The 25,689-nt window shown below is 73.3% G+C and carries 18 protein-coding genes; 8 read left to right on the top strand and 10 right to left on the bottom strand.

Translation table 11 applies throughout. The features are described from left to right. Positions 1-39: 39 nt before the first annotated feature. Entirely contained in the window at positions 40-1,755 is a 1,716-nt protein-coding gene (locus tag Sdagh_RS22890) for a glycoside hydrolase family 6 protein (RefSeq protein ID WP_190010495.1), read from the bottom strand. Between the two features lie 330 nt (positions 1,756-2,085). Here Sdagh_RS22890 and Sdagh_RS22885 point away from each other — a divergent pair, with 330 nt between their 5' ends. Together Sdagh_RS22885 and Sdagh_RS22880 are read left to right on the top strand one after the other, a co-directional pair. Continuing rightward, positions 2,086-5,007, top strand: a complete 2,922-nt coding sequence (locus Sdagh_RS22885) for a glycoside hydrolase family 48 protein (RefSeq protein ID WP_190077150.1) — start codon at positions 2,086-2,088, stop codon at positions 5,005-5,007. Between the two features lie 101 nt (positions 5,008-5,108). Then, positions 5,109-7,757 carry a cellulose binding domain-containing protein gene (locus Sdagh_RS22880; protein ID WP_190077151.1) on the top strand — a complete coding sequence of 883 codons (2,649 nt, stop codon included), beginning with the start codon at positions 5,109-5,111 and terminating at the stop codon, positions 7,755-7,757. Positions 7,758-7,816: 59 nt separating this feature from the next. On the opposite strand, the gene Sdagh_RS22875 is transcribed toward Sdagh_RS22880, so the two are convergent. Next, positions 7,817-8,695 (bottom strand): LLM class flavin-dependent oxidoreductase, encoded by an 879-nt coding sequence (locus Sdagh_RS22875; protein ID WP_226535588.1) that lies wholly within the window; start codon positions 8,693-8,695, stop codon positions 7,817-7,819. Beyond that, positions 8,692-9,633, bottom strand: coding sequence for an alpha/beta hydrolase family protein (locus tag Sdagh_RS22870; protein ID WP_189418328.1), 942 nt, complete (start codon positions 9,631-9,633; stop codon positions 8,692-8,694). Before Sdagh_RS22870 ends, Sdagh_RS22875 begins: the two co-directional genes overlap by 4 nt. 153 nt (positions 9,634-9,786) lie before the next feature. Here Sdagh_RS22870 and Sdagh_RS22865 point away from each other — a divergent pair, with 153 nt between their 5' ends. Further along, complete coding sequence (locus tag Sdagh_RS22865) at positions 9,787-10,377, top strand: TetR/AcrR family transcriptional regulator (RefSeq protein WP_226535586.1); 591 nt, start codon at positions 9,787-9,789, stop codon at positions 10,375-10,377. Between the two features lie 1,113 nt (positions 10,378-11,490). Continuing rightward, positions 11,491-11,766 carry a hypothetical protein gene (locus tag Sdagh_RS22860; RefSeq protein ID WP_189418567.1) on the top strand — a complete coding sequence of 92 codons (276 nt, stop codon included), beginning with the start codon at positions 11,491-11,493 and terminating at the stop codon, positions 11,764-11,766. Positions 11,767-12,565: 799 nt separating this feature from the next. Here the strand turns inward: Sdagh_RS22860 and Sdagh_RS22855 are convergent. The 7 genes from Sdagh_RS22855 to Sdagh_RS22825 all read right to left on the bottom strand — a co-directional run bounded on the left by Sdagh_RS22855 (position 12,566) and on the right by Sdagh_RS22825 (position 21,086). Then, complete coding sequence (locus tag Sdagh_RS22855) at positions 12,566-13,432, bottom strand: MmyB family transcriptional regulator (RefSeq protein WP_190077152.1); 867 nt, start codon at positions 13,430-13,432, stop codon at positions 12,566-12,568. Continuing rightward, on the bottom strand, positions 13,411-15,291 hold the full coding sequence (locus tag Sdagh_RS22850) for a glycosyltransferase family 4 protein (protein ID WP_190077153.1): 1,881 nt from the start codon (positions 15,289-15,291) through the stop codon (positions 13,411-13,413). Before Sdagh_RS22850 ends, Sdagh_RS22855 begins: the two co-directional genes overlap by 22 nt. A gap of 143 nt (positions 15,292-15,434) precedes the next feature. Then, positions 15,435-17,159: a beta-N-acetylhexosaminidase gene (locus tag Sdagh_RS22845; RefSeq protein WP_189418565.1), complete on the bottom strand. Its 1,725-nt coding sequence runs from the start codon at positions 17,157-17,159 to the stop codon at positions 15,435-15,437. A gap of 95 nt (positions 17,160-17,254) precedes the next feature. After that, positions 17,255-17,797: a GNAT family N-acetyltransferase gene (locus Sdagh_RS22840; RefSeq protein WP_189418321.1), complete on the bottom strand. Its 543-nt coding sequence runs from the start codon at positions 17,795-17,797 to the stop codon at positions 17,255-17,257. Then, positions 17,794-19,050, bottom strand: a complete 1,257-nt coding sequence (gene eno / locus Sdagh_RS22835; protein WP_189418320.1) for a phosphopyruvate hydratase — start codon at positions 19,048-19,050, stop codon at positions 17,794-17,796. Before eno ends, Sdagh_RS22840 begins: the two co-directional genes overlap by 4 nt. Positions 19,051-19,092: 42 nt before the next feature. Further along, positions 19,093-20,313 carry a hypothetical protein gene (locus Sdagh_RS22830; RefSeq protein ID WP_190010502.1) on the bottom strand — a complete coding sequence of 407 codons (1,221 nt, stop codon included), beginning with the start codon at positions 20,311-20,313 and terminating at the stop codon, positions 19,093-19,095. Then, the gene (locus tag Sdagh_RS22825) at positions 20,310-21,086 is read right to left on the bottom strand and encodes a cupin domain-containing protein (protein WP_190077154.1); all 777 of its coding nucleotides are present in this window, start codon (positions 21,084-21,086) and stop codon (positions 20,310-20,312) included. Before Sdagh_RS22825 ends, Sdagh_RS22830 begins: the two co-directional genes overlap by 4 nt. A gap of 255 nt (positions 21,087-21,341) precedes the next feature. Here Sdagh_RS22825 and Sdagh_RS22820 point away from each other — a divergent pair, with 255 nt between their 5' ends. The 4 genes from Sdagh_RS22820 to Sdagh_RS22800 all read left to right on the top strand — a co-directional run bounded on the left by Sdagh_RS22820 (position 21,342) and on the right by Sdagh_RS22800 (position 25,689). Further along, positions 21,342-22,682 (top strand): MFS transporter, encoded by a 1,341-nt coding sequence (locus Sdagh_RS22820; RefSeq protein ID WP_190077155.1) that lies wholly within the window; start codon positions 21,342-21,344, stop codon positions 22,680-22,682. Next, the gene (locus Sdagh_RS22815) at positions 22,679-23,869 is read left to right on the top strand and encodes a galactosyltransferase-related protein (protein ID WP_190010505.1); all 1,191 of its coding nucleotides are present in this window, start codon (positions 22,679-22,681) and stop codon (positions 23,867-23,869) included. Before Sdagh_RS22820 ends, Sdagh_RS22815 begins: the two co-directional genes overlap by 4 nt. A 6-nt stretch (positions 23,870-23,875) precedes the next feature. Beyond that, entirely contained in the window at positions 23,876-25,063 is a 1,188-nt protein-coding gene (locus Sdagh_RS22810) for a DegT/DnrJ/EryC1/StrS family aminotransferase (RefSeq protein WP_190077156.1), read from the top strand. A gap of 137 nt (positions 25,064-25,200) precedes the next feature. Beyond that, the gene (locus Sdagh_RS22800) at positions 25,201-25,689 is read left to right on the top strand and encodes a tyrosine-type recombinase/integrase (protein ID WP_189418312.1); all 489 of its coding nucleotides are present in this window, start codon (positions 25,201-25,203) and stop codon (positions 25,687-25,689) included.

The following is a 25,689-nucleotide window of genomic DNA, read 5'->3' as shown; positions in this document are numbered from 1 at the left end:
GGGAACACACGGACCGGGCCGCACGGGGCGGGGAGGGGGTCAGGACAGGGGCGGGTACGCGTTCTTCATCAGCTCCTGGAACTGGGCGGAGAACCAGTGCCCGGAGAGCGGGGCGTTCGGCAGGGCGCCGGACAGGTTGTTGTTGTTCCGCGGGTTGCCGGTGTACGTCGGGTCGCACATCCGGTCGAAGCCCTTGCCCTCGTCGTTGTCGATCGCCTTGCTGGCGCCGTCGGACTCACCCGGGGGCTTCATCCAGACGTAGGCGTCGATCCCGGCGGCGGGGTTGGCCCGGGGCCGCTCGCCGAGGCCGGCTCCGGACTGGTTGCACCAGTTGCCGGTGTTGAGCCGGCGGTCGTAGCGGCCGCCGTCGACGTAGGTGTCGACGTTGGTGGTGGCACCCGGGCCGGTGGGCCGGGCCGAGCCTCCCCAGCCGTTGCGGGAGGTGTCGATGAGCATGCCGAGGTTGGAGTCGAAGCCGATCGAGACCAGCTTCTGCCGCATCGCCTGGGCGTAGGACAGCTCGTCGGTGTACCGGTTCCAGTCGACCCACTTGGACTGGCGCACGGAGGTGCCGTTCACGCTGTCGTTGATCGTGAAGTTCTCCTCCTTCAGCGCGCTGTAGTTGGCGGTGTTGACGATGAAGCCGTGCACGTCGTTGACGGTCGCGCCCTCGGTGGTGGCGGCGGTCTTGAACATCTCGGCCGAGGGGCCGAAGTTGTCGTCCCAGCCGAGCCAGCCGTGGTGCCCGGCGTCGATGTAGTTGTAGACGTTGGGGGCGTCGCCGAGCTTGTTCAGCGCGTAGCCGACGCCCTTCTGGTAGTTGCCGTTGGCCTTCATCACGTCGCAGTTGGGCGTGGCGGTGGCCCGCGGGCTGACGTTGGTGACCAGGTTGGGCAGCGAGTCGATCTCGATCACGGGGACGATCCGCAGCGAGGAGTACTTCGAGTCGGCCAGGATCGCGGCGATCGGGTCGATGTACTGCGTCTTGTACTTGTCGATCTCCGTCGGGCCCAGCTCGCCGTTGGAGGCGAGGGCGGCGCAGTCACGGCCGGGCAGGTTGTAGATGACGAGCTGGATGTAGAGCTCGCCGGAGCCCTTCTGCCGCAGCGCCTCGTCGAGGTGGTCCCGCAGGCCCATGCCGCCGTTGACGCCGTTGATCGCGGCGATCCGGTCCAGCCACACACCGGTGGGCTGGTTGGCAATGCGGCTGCCGCCGGGCTCGGCCGCGGCCTTCGCGGACCACTCCGGGTTCACATAGCCCTTGGCGCCGGCGTACGGGTTGTCCACCCGGGTGCCCGGGGTGCCCGGGTCCGGCGGGTCGGTCGGGCCGCCACCGCCGTCGACGTTGCAGGTCACGCCGTCCAGGGTGAAGGTGGCCGGGATCGCGTTGCTGCCGCTGTAGGTGCCCTGGAAGCCGAAGCTCACCGAACCACCGGTCGACAGGGCGGCGTTGTAGGACTCGTTGGCCGCGGTGACGGCCGTACCGCTCTGGCTGAGCTTGGCGTTCCAGCCGCTGGTCACCTTCTGGTTGCCGGCGTAGGACCACTTCAGGGACCAGCCGGACTTGGCGGCGCTGTTGTTGGTGACGGTGACCGCGGCGGTGAAGCCGGAGCCCCAGTCGTTCTGCACCTTGTAGTCCACGGTGCACGGGACGGCCGCCGTGCCGACGTCCCCTGGTACGACGGCGTACGCCGCGCCGGATGCCCCGGCGACGAGCGCGAGAGCGGCCAGTAACGCAGTTCTGCTACGGCTCATGGGTGCGGGTTTCCTCTTCATCGGTGTGCGGGCACGCCGTGGCGGACGCGCCGGACTGATGGAACCGCTCCCACTGGTGTCAACGAAGCTAGCGCCAAGTCACGGCAAAGGACAGGGGAGGCACAGACTTTCCCCGCGTTCGGGCTGTCGAACTTTTTCGATTCTTCACACACCTTGACCGCCCCCACCCCTCTCCTCAACATGGGAGCGCTCCCACTGGTTCAAGGCTTGACGTACCTTCCCCACCGCTCCTCCCCCCACCACCGCTCCCGCTCCCTCCCGCTCCGCTCCCGCTCCCCCGCACCGAGCCGCAAGGAGGAACCAGCAACCATGCATCCGCACCGAGCCCGAAGACGCCGCGGCGTCCGCCGGCTGTGGACCGCCGCGCTCGCGGCCCTCTCGCTCCCGCTCGCCCTGGTGGGCACCGGCACGACCACCGCCCACGCGGCGGCGGTGCAGTGCAGCGTCGATTACAAGACCAACGACTGGGGGTCCGGCTTCACCGCCGAGCTGACCCTCACCAACCGGGGCACCGAGGCCCTCGACGGCTGGACCCTGACCTACGGTTACACCGGCAACCAGAAGCTGGCCAACGGCTGGAACGGCACCTGGTCGCAGTCCGGGCGGACGGTCACCGTCACCAACGCTCCGTACAACGCTCGAATAGGCGCCGGCGCCGCCGTGACCACCGGCGCCCAGTTCACCTACAGCGGCACCAACACGGCACCGGCCTCCTTCGCGGTCAACGGCACCCCGTGCACCGGCGCGCACCAGCCGCCGATCACCGTGCTGACCAGCCCCGCGCCGGGGGCCGTGTACAGCCAGGGCGCGGCGGTGCCGCTGGCGGCCACCGCGGCCGCCGCCGACAACGCCACGATCAGCAAGGTGGAGTTCTACGACGACACCACGCTGCTGGGCACCGACAGCAGCGCGCCGTACACGTACTCCGCCGCCGGCCTCTCCGTGGGCAGCCATTCGCTGCTGGCGAAGGCGTACGACAGCCTGGGCGCCTCCGCCGCCTCGACCCCGGTGGGCATCACGGTCGCCGCCGGTCCGACGGTGGTGGCCACCCCGGCCCAACTGGGCGTCCAGCAGGGGAAGTCGGGGACGTACGAGGTGAAGCTGTCCACGCAGCCCACCGCGAACGTGACCGTGACGACCGCGCGGGCCAGCGGCAACACGGGCCTGTCGGTGACCGGCGGCGCGACGCTCACCTTCACGCCGTCGAACTGGAACACCGCGCAGAAGGTGACCGTCGGCGCGGACTCCTCCGGCACCGGCTCGGCGGTCTTCGAGTCGACGGCCCCCGGCCACGGCAAGGCCACGGTCACCGTGACCCAGCTCGCCGCGTCGACGGAGTACGACGCCCGCTTCCTGGAGCTGTACGGGAAGATCACCGACCCCGCGAACGGCTACTTCTCCCCCGAGGGCATCCCGTACCACTCGGTGGAGACGCTGATCGTGGAGGCGCCGGACCACGGCCACGAGACCACGTCGGAGGCGTACAGCTACCTGCTGTGGCTCCAGGCCATGTACGGCAAGGTGACCGGTGACTGGTCCAGGTTCAACGGGGCCTGGGAGATCATGGAGAAGTACATGATCCCCACCCACGCGGACCAGCCGACCAACTCCTCGTACAACGCGTCCAAGCCGGCCACCTACGCGCCCGAGCTGGACACCCCGCAGGAGTACCCGGCGAGGCTGGACCCGGGGGTCTCCGTCGGTCCCGACCCGATCGCCTCCGAGCTGAAGTCGGCGTACGGCACGGACGACGTGTACGGCATGCACTGGCTCCAGGACGTCGACAACGTGTACGGCTACGGCAACTCGCCCGGCAAGTGCGAGGCGGGCCCGGCCGACACCGGACCGTCGTACATCAACACCTTCCAGCGCGGCGCGCAGGAGTCGGTGTGGGAGACGGTGCCGCAGCCGACCTGCGACGCCTTCAAGTACGGCGGGAAGAACGGCTACCTGGACCTGTTCACCGGTGACGCCTCCTACGCCAAGCAGTGGAAGTTCACCAACGCCCCGGACGCCGACGCGCGGGCCGTGCAGGCCGCGTACTGGGCAGACCTGTGGGCCAAGGACCAGGGCAAGGGCTCGCAGGTCTCCGCGACCGTCGCCAAGGCCGCGAAGATGGGCGACTACCTGCGGTACGCGATGTTCGACAAGTACTTCAAGAAGGTCGGCAACTGCGTCGGCCCGACCACCTGCCCGGCGGGCACCGGCAAGGACTCCTCGCACTACCTGCTCTCCTGGTACTACGCCTGGGGCGGCGCGGTGGACACCTCGGCGGGCTGGGCCTGGCGCATCGGCTCCAGCCACGCCCACGGCGGTTACCAGAACCCGCTCGCCGCGTACGCGCTGAGCAGCTACGCCGACCTGAAGCCGAAGTCGGCGACGGGCGCGGCGGACTGGGCCAAGTCCCTCGACCGGCAGCTGGAGTTCTACCGCTGGCTGCAGTCGGACGAGGGAGCCATCGCGGGCGGTGCGACCAACAGCTGGCAGGGCCGGTACGCCACCCCGCCGGCCGGGACGCCCACGTTCTACGGCATGTACTACGACGAGAAGCCGGTGTACCACGACCCGCCGTCCAACCAGTGGTTCGGCTTCCAGGCGTGGTCCATGGAGCGGGTCGCCGAGTACTACCAGCAGACCGGTGACGCCGACGCCAAGGCGGTGCTCGACAAGTGGGTCGACTGGGCGCTGTCGGAGACGACGGTCAACCCGGACGGCACCTTCCGCATCCCCTCCACGCTCCAGTGGTCCGGCAAGCCCGACACCTGGAACGCCTCCTCCCCCGGTGCCAACAGCGGCCTGCACGTCACCGTCGCCGACTACACCAACGACGTCGGGGTGGCGGCGGCGTACGCCAAGACCCTGACGTACTACGCCGACCGCTCCGGTGACACCGAGGCGGCGAGCACGGCGAAGGCGCTGCTGGACGGCATGTGGGAGAACGACCAGGACGCGCTCGGCATCGCCGTCCCGGAGACCCGCGCCGACTACAACCGCTTCGACGACGGCGTGTACGTCCCGAGCGGCTGGACCGGCACCATGCCGGGCGGGGACACGATCAACGCGTCCTCCACGTTCGAGTCGATCCGCTCCTTCTACCAGGACGACCCGAACTGGTCGAAGATCGAGAGCTATCTGGCGGGCGGTGCCGCACCCGTCTTCACGTACCACCGGTTCTGGGCCCAGGCCGACATAGCCCTGGCCATGGGCTCGTACGCGGAACTCCTCGAATAGTCCCCGCTGAAAGGTTCCGCGTACCGCGCCGGGCGGCCCCACCCGCACAGGGGCCGCCCGGTCTCGCGTACCCGCCCCCTCGTGTGAAGGGAACCCCCACCGTGCGAAGGACCCGCATCCTCACCGCCGCGCTGGCGCTCGCGGCCGGCCTGCTGACCGGCGGACCGCCCGCCGCGCTGGCCGCCGAACCGCCGCCGGCGGCGGCGGCCCTCGCCGCCGACACCTACACCTGGCACAACGCCCGGATCGACGGCGGCGGTTTCGTCCCCGGCATCGTCTTCAGCCGCACCGAACCGGACCTCGCCTACGCCCGTACCGACATCGGCGGCGCCTACCGCTGGCAGGAGGCGACGAAGACCTGGACCCCGCTCCTCGACCACGTCGGCTGGGACGACTGGGGGCACACGGGCGTCGTCAGCGTCGTCTCCGACCCGGTGGATCCGGACCGGGTGTACGCGGCGGTCGGCACGTACACCAACGACTGGGACCCGGGCAACGGAGCGGTGCTGCGCTCCGCCGACCGGGGCGCCACCTGGCAGAAGACCGGTCTGCCGTTCAAGCTGGGCGGCAACATGCCGGGCCGGGGCATGGGCGAGCGCCTCGCCGTCGACCCGCACGACAACGACGTGCTCTACCTGGGGGCGCCCAGCGGCAAGGGCCTGTGGCGGTCGACGGACGCGGGCGTCACCTGGAAGCAGGTCACGTCCTTCCCGAACCCGGGGAACTACGCCCAGGACCCGAGCGACACCAGCGGCTACGCCTCCGACAACCAGGGCGTCACCTGGGTGACCTTCGACGAGTCCACGGGCAGCGGGAGCACGGCGACGAGGACGGTCTACGCCGGGGTCGCCGACAAGGAGAACGCCGTCTACCGGTCGACGGACGCGGGCGCCACCTGGGAGCGGCTGCCGGGCCAGCCCACCGGGTACCTCGCCCACAAGGGCGTCCTGGACGCCGGGAACGGCTACCTGTACCTCGCCTACAGCGACACCGGCGGCCCGTACGACGGCGGCAAGGGCCGGCTGTACCGGTACGCGACGGCCACCGGCACGTGGACCGACATCAGTCCGGTAGCGGAGGCCGACACCTACTTCGGGTTCAGCGGTCTGACCGTCGACCGGCAGCACCCCGGCACGGTGATGGCGACGGCGTACAGCTCCTGGTGGCCGGACACCCAGATCTTCCGCTCGACGGACAGCGGGGGCACCTGGACGCAGGCGTGGAGCTACACCTCGTACCCGGAGCGCGCGAACCGCTACACCATGGACGTGTCGTCCGCCCCGTGGCTGACCTGGGGCGCGAACCCGGCGCCGCCCGAACAGGCGCCGAAGCTGGGCTGGATGACGGAGGCGCTGGAGATCGACCCGTTCGACTCGGACCGGATGATGTACGGGACGGGCGCGACGGTCTACGGCACGGAGAACCTGACCGACTGGGACGCCGGGGGCAAGTTCACGATCACGCCGATGGTCCGGGGCCTGGAGGAGACGGCCGTCAACGACCTGGCCTCACCCCCGTCCGGCGCCCCGCTGCTCAGCGCCCTCGGTGACCTCGGCGGCTTCCGGCACACGGACCTGACGAAGGTCCCGTCGATGATGTTCACCTCGCCGAACTTCACGTCCGGCACGAGCCTGGACTACGCCGAGACGAAACCGGACACGGTGGTCCGCGTCGGCGACCACGACTCCGGCCCGCACATCGCCTTCTCCACGGACAACGGCGCCACCTGGTTCGCCGGCACCGACCCGGCCGGGGTGAGCGGCGGCGGCACGGTCGCGGCCGGCGCGGACGGCGCCCGGTTCGTGTGGAGCCCGGCCGGCACCGGGGTGCGGTACACCACCGGCTTCGGCACGTCCTGGCAGGCGTCCACCGGCATCCCGGCGGGCGCGGTCGTCGAGTCCGACCGGGTCGACCCGCTGACCTTCTACGGCTTCAAGTCGGGGAAGTTCTACGTCAGCACGGACGGCGGCGCGACCTTCACCGCGTCGGCGGCGGCCGGGCTGCCGAGCGGGGACAGCGTCCGCTTCAAGGCGCTGCCGGGCGGCAAGGGCGACATCTGGCTGGCGGGCGGTGCCCCGGACGGGGCGTACGGCCTGTGGCACTCGGTGAACGGCGGCGCGAGCTTCACCAAGCTGGCCGGTGTCGAGCAGGCCGACACCATCGGCTTCGGCAAGGCGGCGCCGGGCGCCTCGTACCAGACGCTGTACACCAGCGCGAAGATCGCCGGGGTGCGGGGCGTCTTCCGCTCCACCGACCAGGGCGCCACCTGGACCCGGATCAACGACGACGCCCACCAGTGGGGCTGGACCGGCGCCGCGATCACCGGTGACCCGAGGGTCTACGGCCGGGTGTACGTCGCCACCAACGGGCGGGGCGTCGTCTACGGCGACACCTCGGGCGGCGGGACCGGTCCCGGTCCGGAGCCCACCGCCCACTGCTCGGTGACGTACACCGTCACCAACCAGTGGGCGGGCGGCTTCCAGGCGGACGTGAAGCTCACCAACACGGGCTCGGCCCCCTGGAACGGCTGGTCCCTGAACTGGTCCTTCCCGGACGGCCAGAAGGTGACGCAGATGTGGAACGCCGAGCACGCGGTGTCGGGTGCCGCGGTCACCGCGAAGAACACCGGCTGGAACGGGACGGTGGCGGCCGGTTCGTCGGTGGGCTTCGGCTTCACCGGCGCGTGGTCGGGGAGCAACGGGAAACCGGCGGCGTTCACGCTGGGCGGCAAGAACTGCGCGGTCGGCTGAGCCGCGCGCGGGACGGGCGGGGCGTGCTCTCCGGCGGGAGCACGCCCCGTTCCCGCGCGTCACACCGGCCGCGCCCCGATGATCTCGTCGGCGAGCCAGCGCGCCACCCCCTCGGGGTAGGGCGCGGGCAGCATGAGGACGAGGTGGCGGAACCCCGCGGCGGTGGCCCGGCGAATCGTCTCGCGGACGGGCGCCGGGTCGTCGTAGGAGACCGGCAGCACCAGGGAGCGGGTGATCGAGGCGGGGTCGCGGCCGAGGTCGGCGCAGTGCCGGTCGAGCAGCGCGCCGCGCCGGACGGCGTCCGCCACGTCGTCGCCGGGGTAGTTCCACACGTCGGCGTGTTCGGCGGCCACCCGCAGGGTCGCGGAGGCACGGCCGCCGACGAGGACCGGCGGGTGCGGGCGCTGGACCGGTTTGGGGTTGCCGAAGGCGCCGGCCAGCCGGATGTGTTCGCCGGTGAAGTCGAACGGTTCCGGTTCCGTCCACAGCCGGCGGATCACCGCGCACGCCTCGGCGAGGGCGCTGACCGCGTGCGCCCCGTCGTGGTAGGGCAGGCCGTGCGCCTCGTACTCGCGCCGGGCCATCGGCACGTCGGGCCGGGACCCGGCGCCGATGCCGAAGTCCAGGCGTCCGCCGGAGACGACGTCGACGGTCGCGGCGATCTTGGCGAGGACGGCCGGCGGCCGGAACCGGTTGCTGGTCACCATCACGCCCAGCCGCAGCCGGCGGGTGTGCGCGGCGAGCGCGGCGAGGAGGGTCCAGCCCTCGTACGTCACTCCCCTGGGATCGCCGTAGATCGGCAGCAGGTGGTCGAAGAGCCAGGCGTGTTCGATCCCGGGGACGGTGTCGGCCTCGCGCCAGACCCGCAGCAGGTCCGCGTAGTCGACCTGCGAGGGTGCGGTCATGATGCCGAACCGGGCCGGTGCGGGCAGGGTCACTTGCTCTCCAGCCGGCCCAGCGGCCGGGGCTCGGCCGCGAGCGCGGCGGCGGCCGTCCGCCAGGCGTCGTCGTCGGGGCCGAGGGCGCTGCGCAGATAGGCGAGGGTGAGGCGCTGGAGCAGGGCGACCCGCTCGGGGCTCTCGTCGGTGGTCTCGGTGTGCTCGTGGGCGGTGATGCCGCCGAGCGAGTGCTCGGCGCCGAACAGGGTGAGCAGGCTCTTCTCCTCGGGGCTCAGCCGGTAGGCGTCGGTGAACCAGTCCGGTCCCCGGACGGAGAGCGCGGAGTCGTCGTGGTCGCCGGCGACCACGAGGGCCGGGGTGGTCATCCGGTCGAAGGAGGGGTTCATGAAGGCGAAGTTCTCCGCCGCGAACGGGGAGAGGTCGGCGCCGCCGCGTCCGGGCACGGCGAGCAGGATTCCGGCCGTGACCCGGGGGTCGGTCAGGTCATCGCCGGGGGCGCCGTCGGCGTCGAGGACCCGGGCGCCGAGCAGCATGCTCGCCGACTGGGCTCCCCAGGAGTGCCCGGCGACGGCGATCCGGCCGTGGTCGACCCGTCCGGCGAGGCCCGGTACGGCGGCCTCCAGGCCGGCGAGGTGGTCGATGACCCGCGTGAGGTCGTCGATCCGGGTGCGCCAGATCAGCGGGGTCCGGGGGTCGTCGGCGGGCAGGGCGAGGGTGCGGGAGTCGAGGTGGGTGGGCCGCAGGACGACGAAGCCGTGGGCGGCCCAGTGGTCGGCCAGCGGGGCATAGCTGTCGAGGGACCCGCCGTAGCCGTGCGAGAGGACGACGACCGGCAGGTCGCGGCCGGTGACGGGGGCGGAGACCTGGACCCGCAGGTCGTCGCCCCGGCCGGGGGCCGGGAGGACGACGGGCTTGACGGAGACGACCGGTACGGGGACGGTCACCGGCTGGGAACCGGACGGCTGGGACTCGGACATGGAGGTGCCTTTCGAGCATGCTGATGAGGGAGACGCGGAGGCGCGGCTTGGTGGCGGCGGCGCCCGTCCGGCATGATGGAACAAGCGGAACCTTGTTCCGTTAAACATACGGAACAACGTTCCGCTTTGCAAGAGGCGGCGGAGGGAGTGGCAGTGACCGCGGACGGACAAGGTGCGGAGCGCACGGCGCGGCCCCGGCGGGCGGACGCCCGGCGCAATCAGCGGACGCTGCTGGACGCGGCCGCCGCGGTCTTCGTCCGGTCGGGCGTGGACGCGCCGGTCCGGGACATCGCGGCCGAGGCCGGGGTCGGCACGGGCACGGTCTACCGGCACTTCCCGACCCGCGCCGATCTCGTCGTCGCCGTGTACCGGCACCAGATCGAGGCGTGCGCCGAGGCCGGTCCGGCCCTGCTGGAGAGCTGCCCGACACCGTACGAGGCCCTGGGGCGGTGGGTGGACCTCTTCGCCGACTTCCTGGTCACCAAGCACGGCCTCGCCGCCGTGCTGAACTCCGACGACCCCGGCTTCCAGGCACTGCACGCCTCCTTCCTCGACCGGCTCGCCCCCGTGTGCGGCCGGCTGCTGGCGGCGGCCGAGGAGGCGGGCGAGATCGGCCCCGGCCTGGAGGCGTACACGCTGATGCGCGGGGTCGGGAACCTCTGCGTCGGCGCGGAGAGCGACGACCGCTACGACGCGCGCCGGATGGTCCGGCTGCTCGTCGCGGGGCTGCGGCAGCCCCGCTGACCGCGTCCGCCCCACCCGTCCCGCCTGCCCGTGCGCCCCGGCCGCGCGGGCTTCCACACGCCCGCCCCGCGCTCCTGGGGACGGCCTCTCCCTCGCTGGACCGCGGTGGCACAGGCGGATCCGGGCCGAGGAAGGGGGCCGCACGGGACGGCGGCGGGACGGCGCGCCGGGCAGGCTGCCGGTGTCGGCGGCCGTGCGGCGCAGCGAGGGACGGCGGGGAAGCGAGCGGCCCGGCGCTGGAGACGGCTCCGGGACGACGCGCCGCGCGCGGCCCGCGACCGGGGCGTGTCCGCGGACGTGCTCGCCGCCCCCCTCGGACCGTCCCGGAGCCGGATGCGCAAGCCGGTCAGGCGGCCGGAGACCGGTCAGGACGGCGCGGAGCCCGCCCCGTAACGGCACATGTCAGCCTGACCTGCGGAAACCTCTTTGATCCAGGCCGCTCGCCGGGACTTCGCTCCCTGCGGGAAAGCGCCGAACCTCTATGCGATCCCGCGGTGAGATGTGCGCCGACTCGCCATGGAATCCGCAGCGGGGAAGCGGGCCCGGCCCAACGCCCGGCCCGGCCGATCGCGGCGACGGCGACTGCCCCGGCTCGGCATTGACGCCGAGGCGGCTCACCTGTCCGTCCGTACCGCAGAGATCGACCGAGGGTGTGATCGTCCGATTCGCCCTGCCGGTGCCACCTCCTCGGCGGCCGGTGGCGGCTCACTGGCGGGCGCGGGCGACAGGGGAGTCGATCCGGACCAGCCAGTCGGTGCCGCCGTCGGCATCCGCAGGGCCCGGATCTCCTGCGGAGCCCAGGTGGACGCCCCGTCGAGGGCGTAGCGGCGGAAGCGGGTGCACCCGTCTGCCGGAGCCCGTGCCGTTGCGGCAGACCACGCCCCGAGACTCGGTACGGATCTTGCGGACCCTCCCGTTGGTGATCCGGCGGTCCGACGCCCGGGCTCGTCCGGCGACCGCGGTACCAGCGGAGCGAGCAACCTCCTGTCGGCCCCGAGCAGGACCGGCCCACGGGCCGACGGGAACTTCACATCATTCCGATATGGGTTGAATAGCCGCCCACCGAAGGGGGCACTCCGGCACATGAACCCCACACGTCACATCGGAGTCATCATGATCGTCAAGAAGATGCATGACATGGGAGTCAAGAGCGAACACGCCTACCTGGCCGCCTTCGCCTCCATCGGCCTCACCGTCGCCGCCTGGGCCACCAGTCTCAGCGCCGAACCCGGCGCCGGCATAGCCCGGGCCGACCGCTGGGGTCTCTTCGTCGGTGAATGGGCCCCCACCTTCTTCGGCCTCGGACTCGCCCTCTCCCACTACGAGCAACAGGACGACACCCTCACCGGCAGCGCCGTCCACGCGCTCCGCGACCAGAACGGCGCCTGACCGTCGACGCACGTCCGCCCCGTCCTCAACCACGGAGGACGGGGCGGACGTGTGCGCTGGGCAGCGCTCGGCAGCCGATCGGACGGCCCCCCAGGGGAGCCGTACTGCCGGTGGCGGTCCGTGCGGGCGCGAGCCGGGCAGAAGGCTGCTCGGGTCAGGGGCGAAGCCCGCCGCAGGGGCCTGCAGGCGGTGGTCCGGAAGGCCGGGCCACGACCGGCGCCGGTGGGACACGGGATCTCCGCGGGCTCCCGCTGCTCTGCCGTGCAATGGTCCGGGAGCGGTCGGGGCTCCCCTCCGGCTTCCGGGAACAGGCCGGCCTTCCCCGTCAGCGGCAGCTGCCTCGCGCCGGCGTAGACGTCCGTCCAGCCGCCCCTGTGACCTGACGGCGGGCAGCGGACATCGGCGTGAGCGGTGGCGGGCAGCTCGTGCGCCGGGTCCCTCGAGACAGGCGCGGTCGACCGTTCCAGCTGGAGCGCACAGGGCCCGGACATGCCCGGACATCGGAGGACGGCCGAGACGACGGGCCGGTGGCGGGAGGAGTCCCTCGGGCATCCGGTCCGACGCGTCATCACCTGCCGCAGCGGCGAGGACGAGTGGACGGCAGCTCGTGCGCTCCCGAAGGAACCCCCTAGCCGGTTCGTCACGACAGGCGACCTGCGCTGGCAGGTCCCTCCCATGTGGTCTGACGTGTTCCAGCGATCGACCGCTGGGGAATCCATGTCGGAAGCCGGCCGCTTCTCCGGTTCGGCCGACGGCATGTCCACCGGCTCGCCGAACTCGTCCCGGGTCTCTTTCCGCTTCAGGCCCCGGCCACGCCCGGCTGCGCCGGTTCCGGTTCCGGTTCCAGGACCATGATGTTCAGCCACGTCCTGCTGACGCTGTAGGGCCGCATGGAGAGGATGGCCAGCCGTCCCGAGCCCCAGCCGTCGAGGCGGATGGGGTGGCTGTGCCGTTCGGGCTCGAAGGTGTGGGCGCACTCGCGGTAGACCGCCTCGGCCCGCGGGTCGGCGAGCACCTCCCGTTCGATCCGGCGCAGTCGCCGGTTGTTGGGGTGCCGGGCCAGTGAGTACCGCAGACGCGCGGCGGCCGACCGGGCCCACTCGGCCTCCCAGCCCAGCAATTGCCGTTCCCGTGCCTCCTCGCACAGCAACTGCCAGTGCAGGAGGTTGAAGCCGTCCGGGGTCCCCTCTCCGGCCCGCTCGCCGACGAGGGCCCGGTGGAACGCGGCGAAGCCGCGGTTGTGCGCGACGACGGTCCAGGCGACGTCGGTGACGGCCACCGGGTGCGGTGACACGTCGTCGAGCAGACCGGCCCAGGACAGGCCGGCCGGGGTGTCGTGGGCGGGGTCGTCCTGCGGACCGCCGGCGGACCGGTCCGGAGGTTCCTGGCCCAGCGCGTACAGGTACAGCGAGGCCCGTTCCTGCTCGTTCATCCGCAGTACGCGGGCCACGTCCTCCAGCAGCTGTGGGGGCGGCGCGTCGATGCCACCCCGTTCGAACTGGCCGTACCACCGCTCGGTGCGGAACAGGAGCTGGGCCACCTGCGCCTGGGACAGGCCGGCCGCCCGGCGGCCCCGGCCGCCGCGGCGCGGCAACCCGGCGTCCACGGGGTCGACTTGTGCCCTGCGGTAGCGCAGCAGCGCCGTCAGTTCTCCTCTTTTCGCCATGTCCCCCCGTCCCTGGGCCGCGGCCGTTCCTTGCCGTCGATGCCGGTGTGCCGGCCGGAATGCAGGACCTCGGCGGAGTTGCTCCGTCTGGGGCCGGACTTCATGGCGAGGACGAGCTTCTCCATGTGGGCCCTCTGCTCCGCCGGGTCCCAGGGTCCGGCCGGTTCCGGGGTCGAGCCGTCCCAGTAAGCGTGCGGCGCCCAGTCACCCCGCTGGTCCTTGACCTCCTCCACGGTGCCGTTCAGGCCCTGCCGGGTGACCGCGCCGTGGTACGGCTCGTCCGCCGGACGCGACGGGTCCCGGAGGGGTGGCGCCGTCGCCATGGTGGCCGTCACCAGTGCCTGGGCGGCGTGCCGCCAGGAGTAGCCCTTGAGGAGTTCGTACAGGCGCTCCGCCTCGTCGCGGGCGCCCGGCAGGTTGGTCCGCAGGTTCTCGATGGCCGTGGCCCACGCCCGCGCCCGCGAGTCGGCGCCGCCCGCGACCTCCTTGCCGCCGGCCGAGTCGACGTTGAAGGGCGCGTCGACGACCCCCATGAAGGAACCGTCGGTCACCTGCCTCAGGAACTGGGCCGCGCCGCTCTCCCCGTTGACCAGGACAGGGAGGCTGCGCCCCGCTCCCTCGGTGGCGACCAGCCCGAACCCCTCGTGCAGCGACGGCATGATCACCGCGTGGGTGGTCTCCCGGTCGTGCTCCAGATCCGCCGGGTTCTTGCTGAAGGGGCGCATGATGACCCCGCCCGCGCCGTGGGTGTCGACGATCGACTTCCACTTGGCGTAGTTCTCCGGTTCCTTCTCCGGGTCCGGGGTGCCGCGGATCGTCATCCGGACATCGAGTCCGCGACCGCCCTGGTCCTTCGGGCGGCGCAGCATACCGATGGCCTGGACGGCCGCCTCCACGCCCTTGATCTCGTCCGCGGCCCGTCCCGGCAGCAGCACCTTGAGCTTGCGCGGCAGGTGCAGCATGTACTTGGCCTGGTTGAGCAGGGACGGCTCGACCGGCTCGCCGACCTCGGTGCCCGGGACGAAGTCGTGCAGCGCGGGGACGCGCAGTACCCCCTCGGAGAGCCGTTCGGCCTCCTTGGCGAGCAGCGATCCGACCCCGGCCACCAGATCGGCCTTCTGCATGGCCGCACGTTCTTTGATCGCCTTCTCGGCACCCTTCTTCGGCGCCTGTTTGATCTTGTCGAGGCGTACGGGGCTGGTGTGCAGGAAGTGCACCACCCGGGCGCTGGGATACCAGGCGTTCCGGATCTTCTGCGCGGCGGGCCCGGAGAACCGGGAGTGGCCGATGACGATGTCGAAGGCGTCCTTGCCGGTCGGCAGGCCGTACTCGCCCGGCGAGCCCTGGGCGACGACGTCGAGGCGGTCGCGGCCCTCCTCCACACCGGGCACCGAGGCGTTGACGACGCGGGCACCGCCGTGCTGGGTGGTCGTCTTGCCATGGTCGTAGTCGGCGTGCGCGTCGACGGTGAGCAGGGTGACGTCGTGGTCGTGGTGGAGTCCCTTGACCAGCTCCATGTTGAAGACCGGGACACCGCCGAGACCGAGCCCGCTCTCGTCGCAGACCACCAGCACCCTGCGGCGCTCGCCCGTCCCCGCCTCGCGCCCGTCGGTGTCCGTCTCCGCACGCTGCACGGGGGCGCCGTGCGCGTGGCCGTCCCGGGCGTGCCGCGTCGCGGGCGCCGGGGCGGCGGTCAGCCGCTCGCCGGCGCTCGCCGACCGCTTGAGCGTCTGCGCCACGGCGGCGTTACCGGCCGTGCGCTGGAGGGCGAGCAACGGCGGCTGCGGGGCGGGCGACGGCTGCCGCGGCGCCGGTGCGGCCTTCGCCGCCCGCTGCTCGTCCTGACCCTGCTTGCGCATGTTCATCGTTCCCCGTGGTCGACGGTCCGTCGCGCCAGACTAGGGAGGCACCCCGGCCGCCTGCTACGTCAAAGAGGGCAATCTCGTGGACAGTTGAACGCACGGCGAGGGCAGCGCGACCTGCGGGCCAACCGTGGATGGATTCACGCCATGGGCCGGCCGGGCACACCGGGGCGCCGCTGCCAGGGAAGCGGGCCGCCGGGCCGGCGGTGGTCGACGCCGAGCGCGTCCAGCCGGGCACGGTGCCCGGCCATCCGCGCCTCGAACTCCGCCACGTCCCGCTCGGCCGGGGCCGGCAGGTCGGACCAGGTCACTTCGGCCAGCGCGGCGAGCCGGGGAAACACCTGGTAGTCCAGGCGCTGCGGGGTCTCCAGGGCCTCGGACCAGGCGTTGCCCTGGGCGCCGGCCACGCGTCCGGCCTCCTCCTCGGTGAGGCCCGCCGGAACCGGCTCGAACCGGTAGACGTCGGCGAGTGTGCGCACGTAGCCGATGGGCACCGGCTCGCCCTCCGCCGCCTGCCGGTGGTCCAGGTAGAGGTGTTCCTCCGGACACATCACCGCCGTGTGGCCCGCGCGGACGGCCGCGACGCCGCCGGCGGTGCCCCGCCAGGACAGCACGGTCGTCGCGGGCGGCAGATCGGACTCGGCGGAAGGTCGCGCGTCGGGCCGCACATCCGCCCGTACGGCGCCCGAGACCGCCCCGAACGCGGCGCCGGTGTCGGCCCAGGCGGCTGCCTGGGCGCCCGCTCCGGAGGCCGGGGACCGCCGGTCCATGATCTCGTCCCAGGCCGCCGGGCGCCGGCCGCGCTCGGCCAGCCACTCGGCGAAGTGCCGGTTCAGCCAGTGCTGCAACGCCACTTCGTCGGGCAGGCCGAGCGCGGTCCTGCGGGCCTGCACCGACGGCGAGGCACGCCACTGCCCCATCGGGCACTCGTCGCCGCCGATGTGCACGTACGGTCCGGGGAAGAGTTCCAGGATCTCCTCGAGTACGTGCTCGTAGAACCGCAGGACGGTGTCGGACGGGGCCAGCACGTTGGGGCTGAGTCCCCATTCGGTCCACACCTCCACTGCGGCCGTGTCCACCACGTCGCCCACCCCCAGCTCCGGGTGGGCGGCGATGGCCGCCTGGGAGTGGGCCGGCATGTCGATCTCCGGTACGACGGTGATGTGCCGGTCGGCGGCGTAGGCGACGATCTCCCGCACGTCGTCCTGGGTGTAGTAGCCGCCGTGCGGGCGTTCGTCCCAGAGCGGCGAGGACGTCAGGCCGAGCCTGCTGCGCGGCCGCCAGCCGCCGACCTCCGTCAGCCGCGGGTACCGCCGGATCTGCACCCGCCAGCCCTGGTCGTCGGTCAGGTGCAGGTGCAGGGTGTTCATCTTGTGCGCGGCCATGAGATCCAGGTAGCGCAGGACCCCGTCCTTGGGCAGGAAGTGCCGGGCGACATCGAGCATGAGTCCGCGCCATCGGAAGCGCGGGGCGTCCTCGATGACGACCGGCGGCACCGTCCAGACCGCGTCCCGGCGCACCGGGGCCCGGCGGTAGGCCGCGGGGCCCAGCAGCTGGCGCAGGGTCTGCGCGGCCCAGAACAGTCCGGCGGGACCGCCGCCGGTGAGCGTCACGCCCGCCGGGCCGGATTCCAGCAGGTAGCCCTCCGGGCCGAGGGACCGCTCGGTCCTCGCGTCCAGGCGCAGCCGCACGCCCGGCGCGCTGCCGTCCCGGACGGGCAGGGGAAGGCCGGTGGCGGCGCCCACGGTGGCGCTCAGCCAGCGGGCCGTGTCCTCCGTGCCCGGACCGGCGTCGATCTCGCTGTCCGCGTCCAGCCGGAACGGCGGTCCGGGCCGGAGGCTCCAGCTCCGGGGCAGCGGAAGCAGCGCGGACGGTACGGCCGTCCCGGGCCAGGGCGGTGTTCCGTGCGCTTCCCCCGTTTCCGTATCGGTTTCCGGCTGGTTGTCGCGCACCGTCTCGGTCACTTCGCGTCCCTCCGCCTCAGGGGTCTGTCGTCGGCCAGCACGAACACGGTGTGCGCGGTGCCGAACGCGGGGTGCGTCCTGGTGTCCAGTTCACGCATCCCGAGCCGGTGGCACATGCGCAGGCTCGCGTCGTTGCCCGACTCCACGACCGCCACCAGCGGGCGCACCCCGCGGTCCAGGCAGTCGGCCACCGCGGCCCCGGCCGCCTCGCCGCCCAGGCCGCGGCCACGGGCCCGGGCCGCCAGCCGCCAGCCGATGTCCCAGCCGCGCGGGACGGGCGGCCAGGAGGACGCGGCGGGCCCGGCGTACCCGAGGAGCCGGCCGTCGGAGCGCGCGCACACCGCCCAGCGGCCGAAACCGTGCCGTTCCCAGTGGTCACGGACCCCCTCCAGGAACCGCGCGGCCTCCTCGGGGGAGCGGGCGCGGCGGAACGGATGCCAGGAGAAGCTGGGCTCGGCGAACAGGGCCGTCAGCGCCCCGAGGTCGTCCGGGCGCCACCGGCGCAGACGCAGCCGAGCGGTGATCAGCTCGTCGGTCACCGCGCCTCCGTCCGCTCGCCGTACCGGGCCGCCGCGCCGAGGTCCTCCTCGATGCGCAGCAACTCGTTGTATTTGGCGACCCGTTCACCGCGGACCGGCGCGCCGCTCTTGAGCTGTCCGCAGCCGGTGGCGGCGGCCAGTTCGGCGATCAGCGGATCGTCGGTCTCGCCGGTGCGGTGGCTGACCGTGCAGCGGTAACCGCTCTCCCGGGCCAGCGCCATGGTGTCCAGTGTCTCCGTGAGCGTGCCGAGCTGGCCCGGCTTCAGCAGGACGGCGTTGGCGGCGCCGTCGGCGATGCCCCGGCGCAACCGCTCCGCCTGCCCGGCGAACAGGCTGTCGCCGGTGAGCTGGAGGCGGTCGCCGAGCGCTGCGGTGAGCTGTGTCCAGCCCGCCCGGTCCGCCGCGTCCAGGGGGTCCTCGACCGAGACCAGGGGGTGGCGTGCCAGCCACCCGGCGTACAGACCGATCATGCCCTCCGTGTCCCGCACCGCGCCGTCGAACCGGTAGGTGCCGTCGGCCCGGCGCCCGGGGCCGACGTCGATCCCCACGGCGACGTCGGTCCCGGGCCGGAGTCCGGCTGCCTCGATCGCCTCGGCCAGCAGCGCGAACGCGGCGTCGTTGCCGTCCACCGGCGGCGCGAGCGCGCCCTCGTCGTCGACCGCCGTCGCCCAGCCGCGGGCCCGCGACAGGGAGCGCAGCGCCCGGTGGGTCTCCGCGCACCAGGTCAGGGCCTGCCGGAACGACGACGCGCCGTGCGGCACGAGCATGAACTCCCGTACGTCCGTGACGGCGCCGGGGCCCCGTCCGGAGAGCACGTTCATCTGGGGCACCGGGAGCGTGGGCGTCCCGTCCCCGGCCAGCCGCCGGTACAGGGGGGCGCCGGTGGAGGCGGCGGCGGCCCGGGCGACGGCGGCGGAGACGGCGAGCGTGGCGTTCGCGCCGAGCCTCGACTTGTCGGGGGTCGCGTCGAGGTCGCACAGCAGGCGGTCCACCGCGCGCTGGTCCGTCACGTCGTGGCCGTGGAGGGCCGGCCCTATGGTCTCCCGCACCCCCCGTACCGCGCGGGTGACGCCCAGCCCGGCGAACCGGTCGCCGCCGTCGCGCAGTTCGACCGCGAACGGCCCCCGCGAGATGCCGCCCGCGACCGAGGCACGGCCACGGCTGCCGTCGTCGAGGACCACGTCCACCTCGACGGTGGGCACCGCCAGTGCGTCCAGCACCTCGCGCGCGGTCACGGAACGGACGGACGGCATGGGAGACCTCCGGGGCATCTCGTCGTGGGCCGGGCGGCCGGGTCAGGCGGCGCCGGTCGTCGCCAGGTGGGCGGCGGCGTCGGGTGGTCCGCCGCCGTCGAGCCGCCGTAGCAGGTCGTCCATGAGCAGCAGTCCGCCGAGGTGGAGTCCGAGGGCGCGGTTGAGCCGGGTCGCGGGCGGGGCGGCGCGGTCGGAGAGCCGGCAGGCCGACTCGGCCAGGACGTGGCTGGCGTGGGCGAGCAGCAGCCGGGCGAGCCACGGGCCGTCGCCCAGGCCCGCGGCGGCCAGCCCCTCCCACACCCGGGGCAGCAGGTCGAGGAACCCCGGCACGGCATGGCGCAGCCCGCTCGGCCCGGCCGGCGCGAGGGTGTACTCGCCGGGAGCGGGCGAGTGGACGGTGTACCCGGTGCGCATGCAGTCGTCGAAGAGGGTGAGCGTGAACAGCATCTTGGCCAGGTCGTACACGACGTCCCACGGCCGGACGGTGCCCCGCGGGTCGATGAGGTGGAACTCGGGGGCGGCGCACGGGCGTGGGTCCGCCAGGACGTTGCGCAGGTTGAGGTCGCCGTGCACGGGCAGGGAGAGCCGGCTCCCGGTGAACAGGGCGGCGACCCGCGGGGCACCGGCCGCCCGGTACAGGGGCTCCATGGTGGGCACCCGCCGGCCGTTGACGACGACCGTGTCCCGCCACAGGTCCGCGGGCAGATGACGGCGCAGGATCCAGCGGCGGCGGGGCAGCCGCTCCAGGTAGACCGACTGCCACAGATCCGGGGCGGGCGGATGGCCGCCCGGTGCGTAGCCTTCGTCGACGAGCGGGCCGACCACCGCGTCCAGCAACCGGACGAAGTCCGCCGTCCCGGCCGAGCGGCCGGTGTCGGCCAGTGACGGGTACGGGCTGTACGGCAGCAGGAACGCCGACCAGCCCGGTCCGTGCTCGGCGTGGAGCACGGGCAGGTACCGGGCCGCCACGGCGGGGGCCACCCGGGCCAGGTGGCGCTGCTGCCGTTCCTTGGCGCGGAAGGTGCCCAGACCGTGTCCGTCCACCCGTCCGGTGGCCGAGCGCAGGTACTTGAGGACGAAACGGGTGCCGTCGCCGTCGCGCACCAGGGCGCACACGGAGTCCGACCCGCCGCTGTCCATCCGGCCCACCGGGTCCAGGCCCAGGCGGGCGGCGGCCTGCGCGAGCGAGGGCGGCACGGTGGCGGGGGGTGTGCCGGGCCCCGGCTCCGCGCGGAGCGGGACCGGGGGCAGCGGGGCGGTCATGCGGCGCGCGGCCAGCCGGTCGCCGACAGCCCGGCCAGCCGCTCGCGCAGGTCCGCCAGCTCCGCCGGTCCGGCCCCGGTCAGGAAACGGCGCAGGTCGTCCGGCAGCGCCAGGCCGTCCGGGCGCAGGTGCCCGGTCAGCATCACCGGCGGGACGGCCGGGGCGCCCGCCGCCGGCTCGGCCACCGGGCGGTCGCCGGACATGGCGATCAGGTACGGCAGCGGAGCACGCGCGTGGTACTTGCCCGCGACGTCGGTGCCGCCCGTGCCCCGGCGGTCGGTGTAGATGTTGAAGACGGTCGCCGGTCCCCAGGGCGCGCCGGTGAGGTGGAACCACCCGCGGGGCACCACGGCCGTGTCACCGGGGCCGTACTCGGCCAGGGAGATCGTGGCCGGCGTCGCGTCGTCGCCCATCAGCAGCACGACCCTGCCCGAGACGACCTGGAAGACCTCCAGTTGCTCGGGCGGGTTCCAGTGCCCGATCGAGCGGACGGGTTCGCCGTCGGCCATGACACCGCCGCTGTACTCCACCAGGTCGCCCCGCCAGTAGAGGGCGCCGGCGGGGCCGGGCAGCGGGCGGCGGGGGTCGGCGTCCCGCTGCGCCGTGTACAGCACGGGGTCGTCACCGCCGCGCAGGACCGCGCGCAGCGCCGGGGCGTCCCGGACCACGGGCCCGGTGGCCGCGCCGAGCAGGTCGGACAGCCGACGGGTCTCGGGGGCCGGGCGGGGCGGAACATGAGCGTCGTCCTGGTCGACCTCGTCAACGAAGCGCACGGGGTGTCGCTCCCTTCGGCTGGCGGTTGAGGAAACGTCACTGCTGGGCCGGGACACGTCGGGACCGGGCGGTGGGGCCACCGTAGTGCGGCGGTCGACCTTGATCCTAGGAACTCCTTCTTCCGGAAATTGAACTTCCGGTGCTGTTCGCTCCGGTTCGGGCCGCGAACGCGGGGAAACGCTTCGGACGTCGTCACCGATGCGCCACCGGACACCACAGGGACGGATGGGACGCCGCAGGGGGAAGGAGAAGCCGTGGACGTCCGCCGGCCCCGCGTCGCGCTGACCCTGGTCTTCCTCACCGGCGGCGTCCTGTTCGGCACCTGGGCGGCGCGGATCCCGGCCGTGAAGGACCGCACGGGCGTCAGCGGCGCCGGCCTCGGGTGGTGCCTGTGGGCCATGGCGGCGGGCGCCCTGTCGGCCAAGTGGGCGGCGGGCCGTCTCGTCACCCGGTACGGCAGCCGCGCGGTGTACCGCACCGGCGTCCTGCTCGCCTGCCCGGCCGTGATCCCGATGGCCGTCGCCGACGGCCCGTACTCGCTCGCTGCGGCCCTCACTGCCTTCGGCGTGGTGCTCGGAGTGACGGACGTCGCCATGAACGCGCAGGCCCTCGTCCTGGGCCGGCAGGCGGGCCGCTCCGCCATGTCCTCCCTGCACGCCGCCTACAGCGTCGGCGGCCTCACGGGCGCTGCGACCGGCGCGTGGTTCGCCGCGCGGGGGATCGCTCCGGTGGCGCACTTCACCCTGGTCGCGGCGGCTCTGGTCACGGCGAACGCCGTGTGCGGCAGCCGGCTGCCACCGTCGGAGCCCGCACCCGCCGGGCGGGTCTCGCGGACCGGTTCGGGGGCGCCGGTTCCGTCGGGGCCGTCGGTGCCGTCCGCCCCGTCGGTGCCACCGGTCCCGTCGGCTCCGTGCGGGGCGCCCACCGCGCCGTCCGGCGAAAGGGCGTCCGCCGCGACCGCCCCGGCCACCGGCACCGGCACCCACCCGCCCGTGCCCGCAGCGGAGTCGGCGGGCGCCGCACGCGACCGGATGGCGTTGGCCGTGCTGGCGCTGGCCTGTCTGTGCGGGCTGGCGGCCGAGGGGGCGACTGCGGACTGGGCCGCCGTGCACCTGCACGAGGACCTGGGGCGCAGCAGCGGGTTCGCCGCCCTGGGGTACGCCGTCTACTGCGTGGCCATGGCGGTCGCCCGGCTGTGCGGGGACCGGGTGACCGCGCGCTGGGGCGGTCCGCGCTCCGCGGCGTACGGCGCCGCCGCCGGTGCCGTGCTCTTCGGCGCAGCGCTCGCGACCGGGCAGGCGACGGTCACGCTGGCCGGCTTCGCCGCACTGGGCGCCGGACTGTCCCTGGTCGTGCCGACCGCCATCGAGACGGCGGGGCGGCTGCGCGGTCACCGGCCCGCCCGCGACGTCGCCGTGGTGACGGCGATCGGCGGCCTCGGCTTCCTCGCCGGACCACCCGTCATCGGCTCCCTGGCCCAAGTGTGGGGATTGCCCGCCGCCCTGACCCTGGTGCCTCTGCTCACCCTCGCCGCCGCCGGACTGCTGTACGGACCCGCGGCGCACCCACCGACCCGGCCCAGGAGGCACACATGACCGCCCTGATGTCCACCGACCCGCGGGTACTGGCGCAAGCGGTGGCCGACAGCATCGTGGTGGCCAACGACCCGGAGGCACGCCGTGCCTGCCTGCTGTACTGGCAGTACGCGCGACCGCGCCTGGAGCACGTCCTCGACGCGGCCACCGGCCACGCCGATCCGGTGATCGCCGCGTCGGCCGGGGCGCTGGCGGCCCACCCGCAGGACCCGGCCCGGCACCGCGCGCTCACCGCCGCTCTCGCCGCCCGGGGCGCGGACGACCCGTACTCCGTCCCGGTCTTCACCGCGGCGTGGGAGGCGGAGAGCGTCAACCGGCTGGGACATCATCTCGGCGCGCGGTACCGAACCGGAGCCGATCCGGTGGACGTACAGGAGCTGCTCGCCGTCCCACCGGCGCCCGGCCGAGCCGACGAGGACGCGGAGCTTGTCGTCGTCATCCCGTTCCGGGACCGCGACACCGGCGGCGCCCGCCTGCGTAACCTGCTGGCGTGTCTCGCCGCCCTCGCGGACCAGTCCTACGACCGGGGCCGCTACCGCGTCACGGTGGTGGAGGCCGACGACCGGCCGCGGTGGCGGCAGGCCGTCGAAGCCCGCACCGACCGCTACGTCTTCGCACCCAAACCCGGGTTGTTCAACAAGTCGTGGGCCGTCAACGTCGGGGTGGTCGAGACAGCGGGCGCGGCGGAGGCGATCTGCGTCCTCGACGCGGACGTCCTGGTGGACCGGGAGTTCGTCGCCCGCAACGCGGCCCGGTTCCGGCGGCCCGGCACCAGCGGCCACCTGACCTACCGGAACATGCTGAACCTCGGGGAACGGGCCAGCGACGCCGCCATCCGCACCCGGGTGCTGGCCGGGGCCGCCGAGGCGGACACCGCCGACCTGCGGGGTTTCGTGCTCCGCCGGCCCCCGGGCTGCTGCCTGTGGGTGCGCACCGAGGCGTTCCACCGCATCGGCGGCATGGACGAACGGTACGAGGGCTGGGGCGGCGAGGACAACGACTTCGCCTACCGCATGGACTTCCACACCGCCTTCGACAGCTACGACGACGTGCTGCTGCACCTGGCCCACCCGCCGGCCCCCGCCACCAAGGAGAACGGCGAGCTGTTCAACGCCCATATCCCCATGCTCAGTTGGCGCCCCGACACCCCCATCGGCCGTGTCGACCGTTTCGCAACCGAGGAGTGAGTGGAGATGCCCGGTCCTGGATACGCCTTCTTCGGCCCGGAGGAGCGCGCGAACGTCGAAGAGGTGCTGGACCACTGGGAGCGGACCCGGCACGCCTACGGCCGCCCCGAACCGGCGTCGTTCGTGCACCGCTTCGAGGCCCTGGCAGGTGAGGTCTTCGGCGCCCGCCACGCCGTGACGACCAACAGCGGCACGTCGGCCTTGCTGGCCGCGCTCGTCGCGGCCGGGATCGGCGCGGGCGACGAGGTCATCGTGCCCGGCTACACCTTCGTCGCCTCCATCGCGAGCGTCGCCCATCTGGGCGCGGTGCCGGTGCTCGCCGAGATCGACGAGTCGCTCACGCTCGACCCGGCCGACGTCGAGCGGCGCATCACCCCCAGGACCCGCGCCGTCATGGCCGTCCACATGCTCGGCGCGCCGTGCGACCTGACCGCACTGCGCCGTGTCACCGAACGCCACGGCCTGCTGCTCGTCGAGGATGTGGCCCAGGCGTGCGGTGGCACCTACGAGGGCCGGGCCCTGGGCACGTTCGGGGCCCTGGGCGCGTTCTCCCTCAACCCCTACAAGGTTCTCACCAGTGGCGACGGCGGGTTCGTCCTCACCGACGACCCCGGCCTGCACCGGCGCGCCGCCGCCTTCAAGGACCACGGCCGGTATCCGGCGGACGGGCCCGCGGGCGACCCGCTCTTCGGCCTCAACCTGCGGATGCCCGAACTGAGCGCGGCCGTGGCCTGCGCCCAGCTGGCGAAGCTGGACTCCGTGCTGAGGCGGACCCGGGCCGTCAAGCGGCGGCTGGCGGCGGCGATCCCGGCACGGGAGGGTGTCCGGCGCCGGACACTGCACGACGCGGCCGGGGAGTGCGGCACCTTGCTGGTGCACCTCTTCGACCGGGCCGGGGACGCACGAGCCGTCGCCTCGGCCCTGGGCACCACGACGCTGCGCGACTCGGGCCAGCACTACTACGGCAACATGCGCCAGCTCACGGCGCCGGGCGGACGGTACGCGGGCCCGGCTCTGCGGCCCGGCGCCCTCCCCCGGACCGACGACTGCCTGGCCCGAGCGGTGGCCCTGTCCGTCGGCGTCTCGGACCGGCACCTGGGCGCCGGCTTCGGCACCACCGTGCACGCCTCCGACACGGAGATCGACTGGGTCGCCGAACGTTTCACCAAGGCGGTGCGGGGCGTGCTGGGCTGACGGGGCCGGGCTGTCCCCTGCTCTCCGGCGGTGCCCAGGAAGGCCGGCGTGCCGGTCGCCCGCAAGGCGAGGGGGGAGACGACGCCCTTGGTGCGGTCGCCGCTTCGCAGGTGCCCGGCGGTCCGGTGCACCGCCGGGTGGCGCGCGTCGTCGAGGCGCGTGCCACCCTGCTCGTCACCACCAGCCACGTCGACAGCGTCCGCGGCGGCGCCATCAGCCGGGACACGTTCAACGACCGGCAGTGGAAGCCGGCTCTCGTCGAAGCAGGGCTCATCGAGCCGCCTGTACGGGAGTGGGTGGAGTCGAAGCGGGGCGGGAAGCCGTGGCGGCGGGACAAGTGGGAGATGCCGCGGGAGTTCGGCTTCCATGTGTTGCGGCACACGTTCGCCGGCGTCGTCCTGGCGGAGGGTGAGACGATCACGAAGCTGGCCGAGTGGCTGGGGCACAGTGATCCGGCGTTCACGCTGCGGACGTATGTGCACTTCATGCCGAAGGCGGGGAACCGTGCTCGGGCGGCGCTGGGGAGCTTCATCTCGGAGCCGCCGGCTGAAGCGGACGCCTCAGGTGATGCTTCGGAAATGGATCTCCCCAGTTCCTCCCCAGAGATCGGCGGAGACGATGCGTGA

Origin of the sequence: Streptomyces daghestanicus (assembly GCF_020521275.1) — a bacterium.
In the GTDB taxonomy this organism is placed as follows: Bacteria; Actinomycetota; Actinomycetes; order Streptomycetales; family Streptomycetaceae; genus Streptomyces; species Streptomyces griseoviridis.
This window is presented reverse-complemented; position numbering and strand designations above follow the sequence as displayed.

What these genes read in the sequence shown, in the direction of transcription:
- Sdagh_RS22855 (WP_190077152.1), bottom strand. Translation starts at nt 13,432, where the DNA reads ATGGCGAAAAGAGGAGAACTGACGGCGCTGCTGCGCTACCGCAGGGCA.
- Sdagh_RS22815 (WP_190010505.1), top strand. Translation starts at nt 22,679, where the DNA reads ATGACCGCCCTGATGTCCACCGACCCGCGGGTACTGGCGCAAGCGGTG.
- Sdagh_RS22830 (WP_190010502.1), bottom strand. Translation starts at nt 20,313, where the DNA reads ATGACCGCCCCGCTGCCCCCGGTCCCGCTCCGCGCGGAGCCGGGGCCC.
- Sdagh_RS22885 (WP_190077150.1), top strand. Translation starts at nt 2,086, where the DNA reads ATGCATCCGCACCGAGCCCGAAGACGCCGCGGCGTCCGCCGGCTGTGG.
- Sdagh_RS22860 (WP_189418567.1), top strand. Translation starts at nt 11,491, where the DNA reads ATGATCGTCAAGAAGATGCATGACATGGGAGTCAAGAGCGAACACGCC.
- Sdagh_RS22810 (WP_190077156.1), top strand. Translation starts at nt 23,876, where the DNA reads ATGCCCGGTCCTGGATACGCCTTCTTCGGCCCGGAGGAGCGCGCGAAC.
- Sdagh_RS22850 (WP_190077153.1), bottom strand. Translation starts at nt 15,291, where the DNA reads ATGCGCAAGCAGGGTCAGGACGAGCAGCGGGCGGCGAAGGCCGCACCG.
- Sdagh_RS22870 (WP_189418328.1), bottom strand. Translation starts at nt 9,633, where the DNA reads ATGTCCGAGTCCCAGCCGTCCGGTTCCCAGCCGGTGACCGTCCCCGTA.
- eno (WP_189418320.1), bottom strand. Translation starts at nt 19,050, where the DNA reads ATGCCGTCCGTCCGTTCCGTGACCGCGCGCGAGGTGCTGGACGCACTG.
- Sdagh_RS22890 (WP_190010495.1), bottom strand. Translation starts at nt 1,755, where the DNA reads ATGAGCCGTAGCAGAACTGCGTTACTGGCCGCTCTCGCGCTCGTCGCC.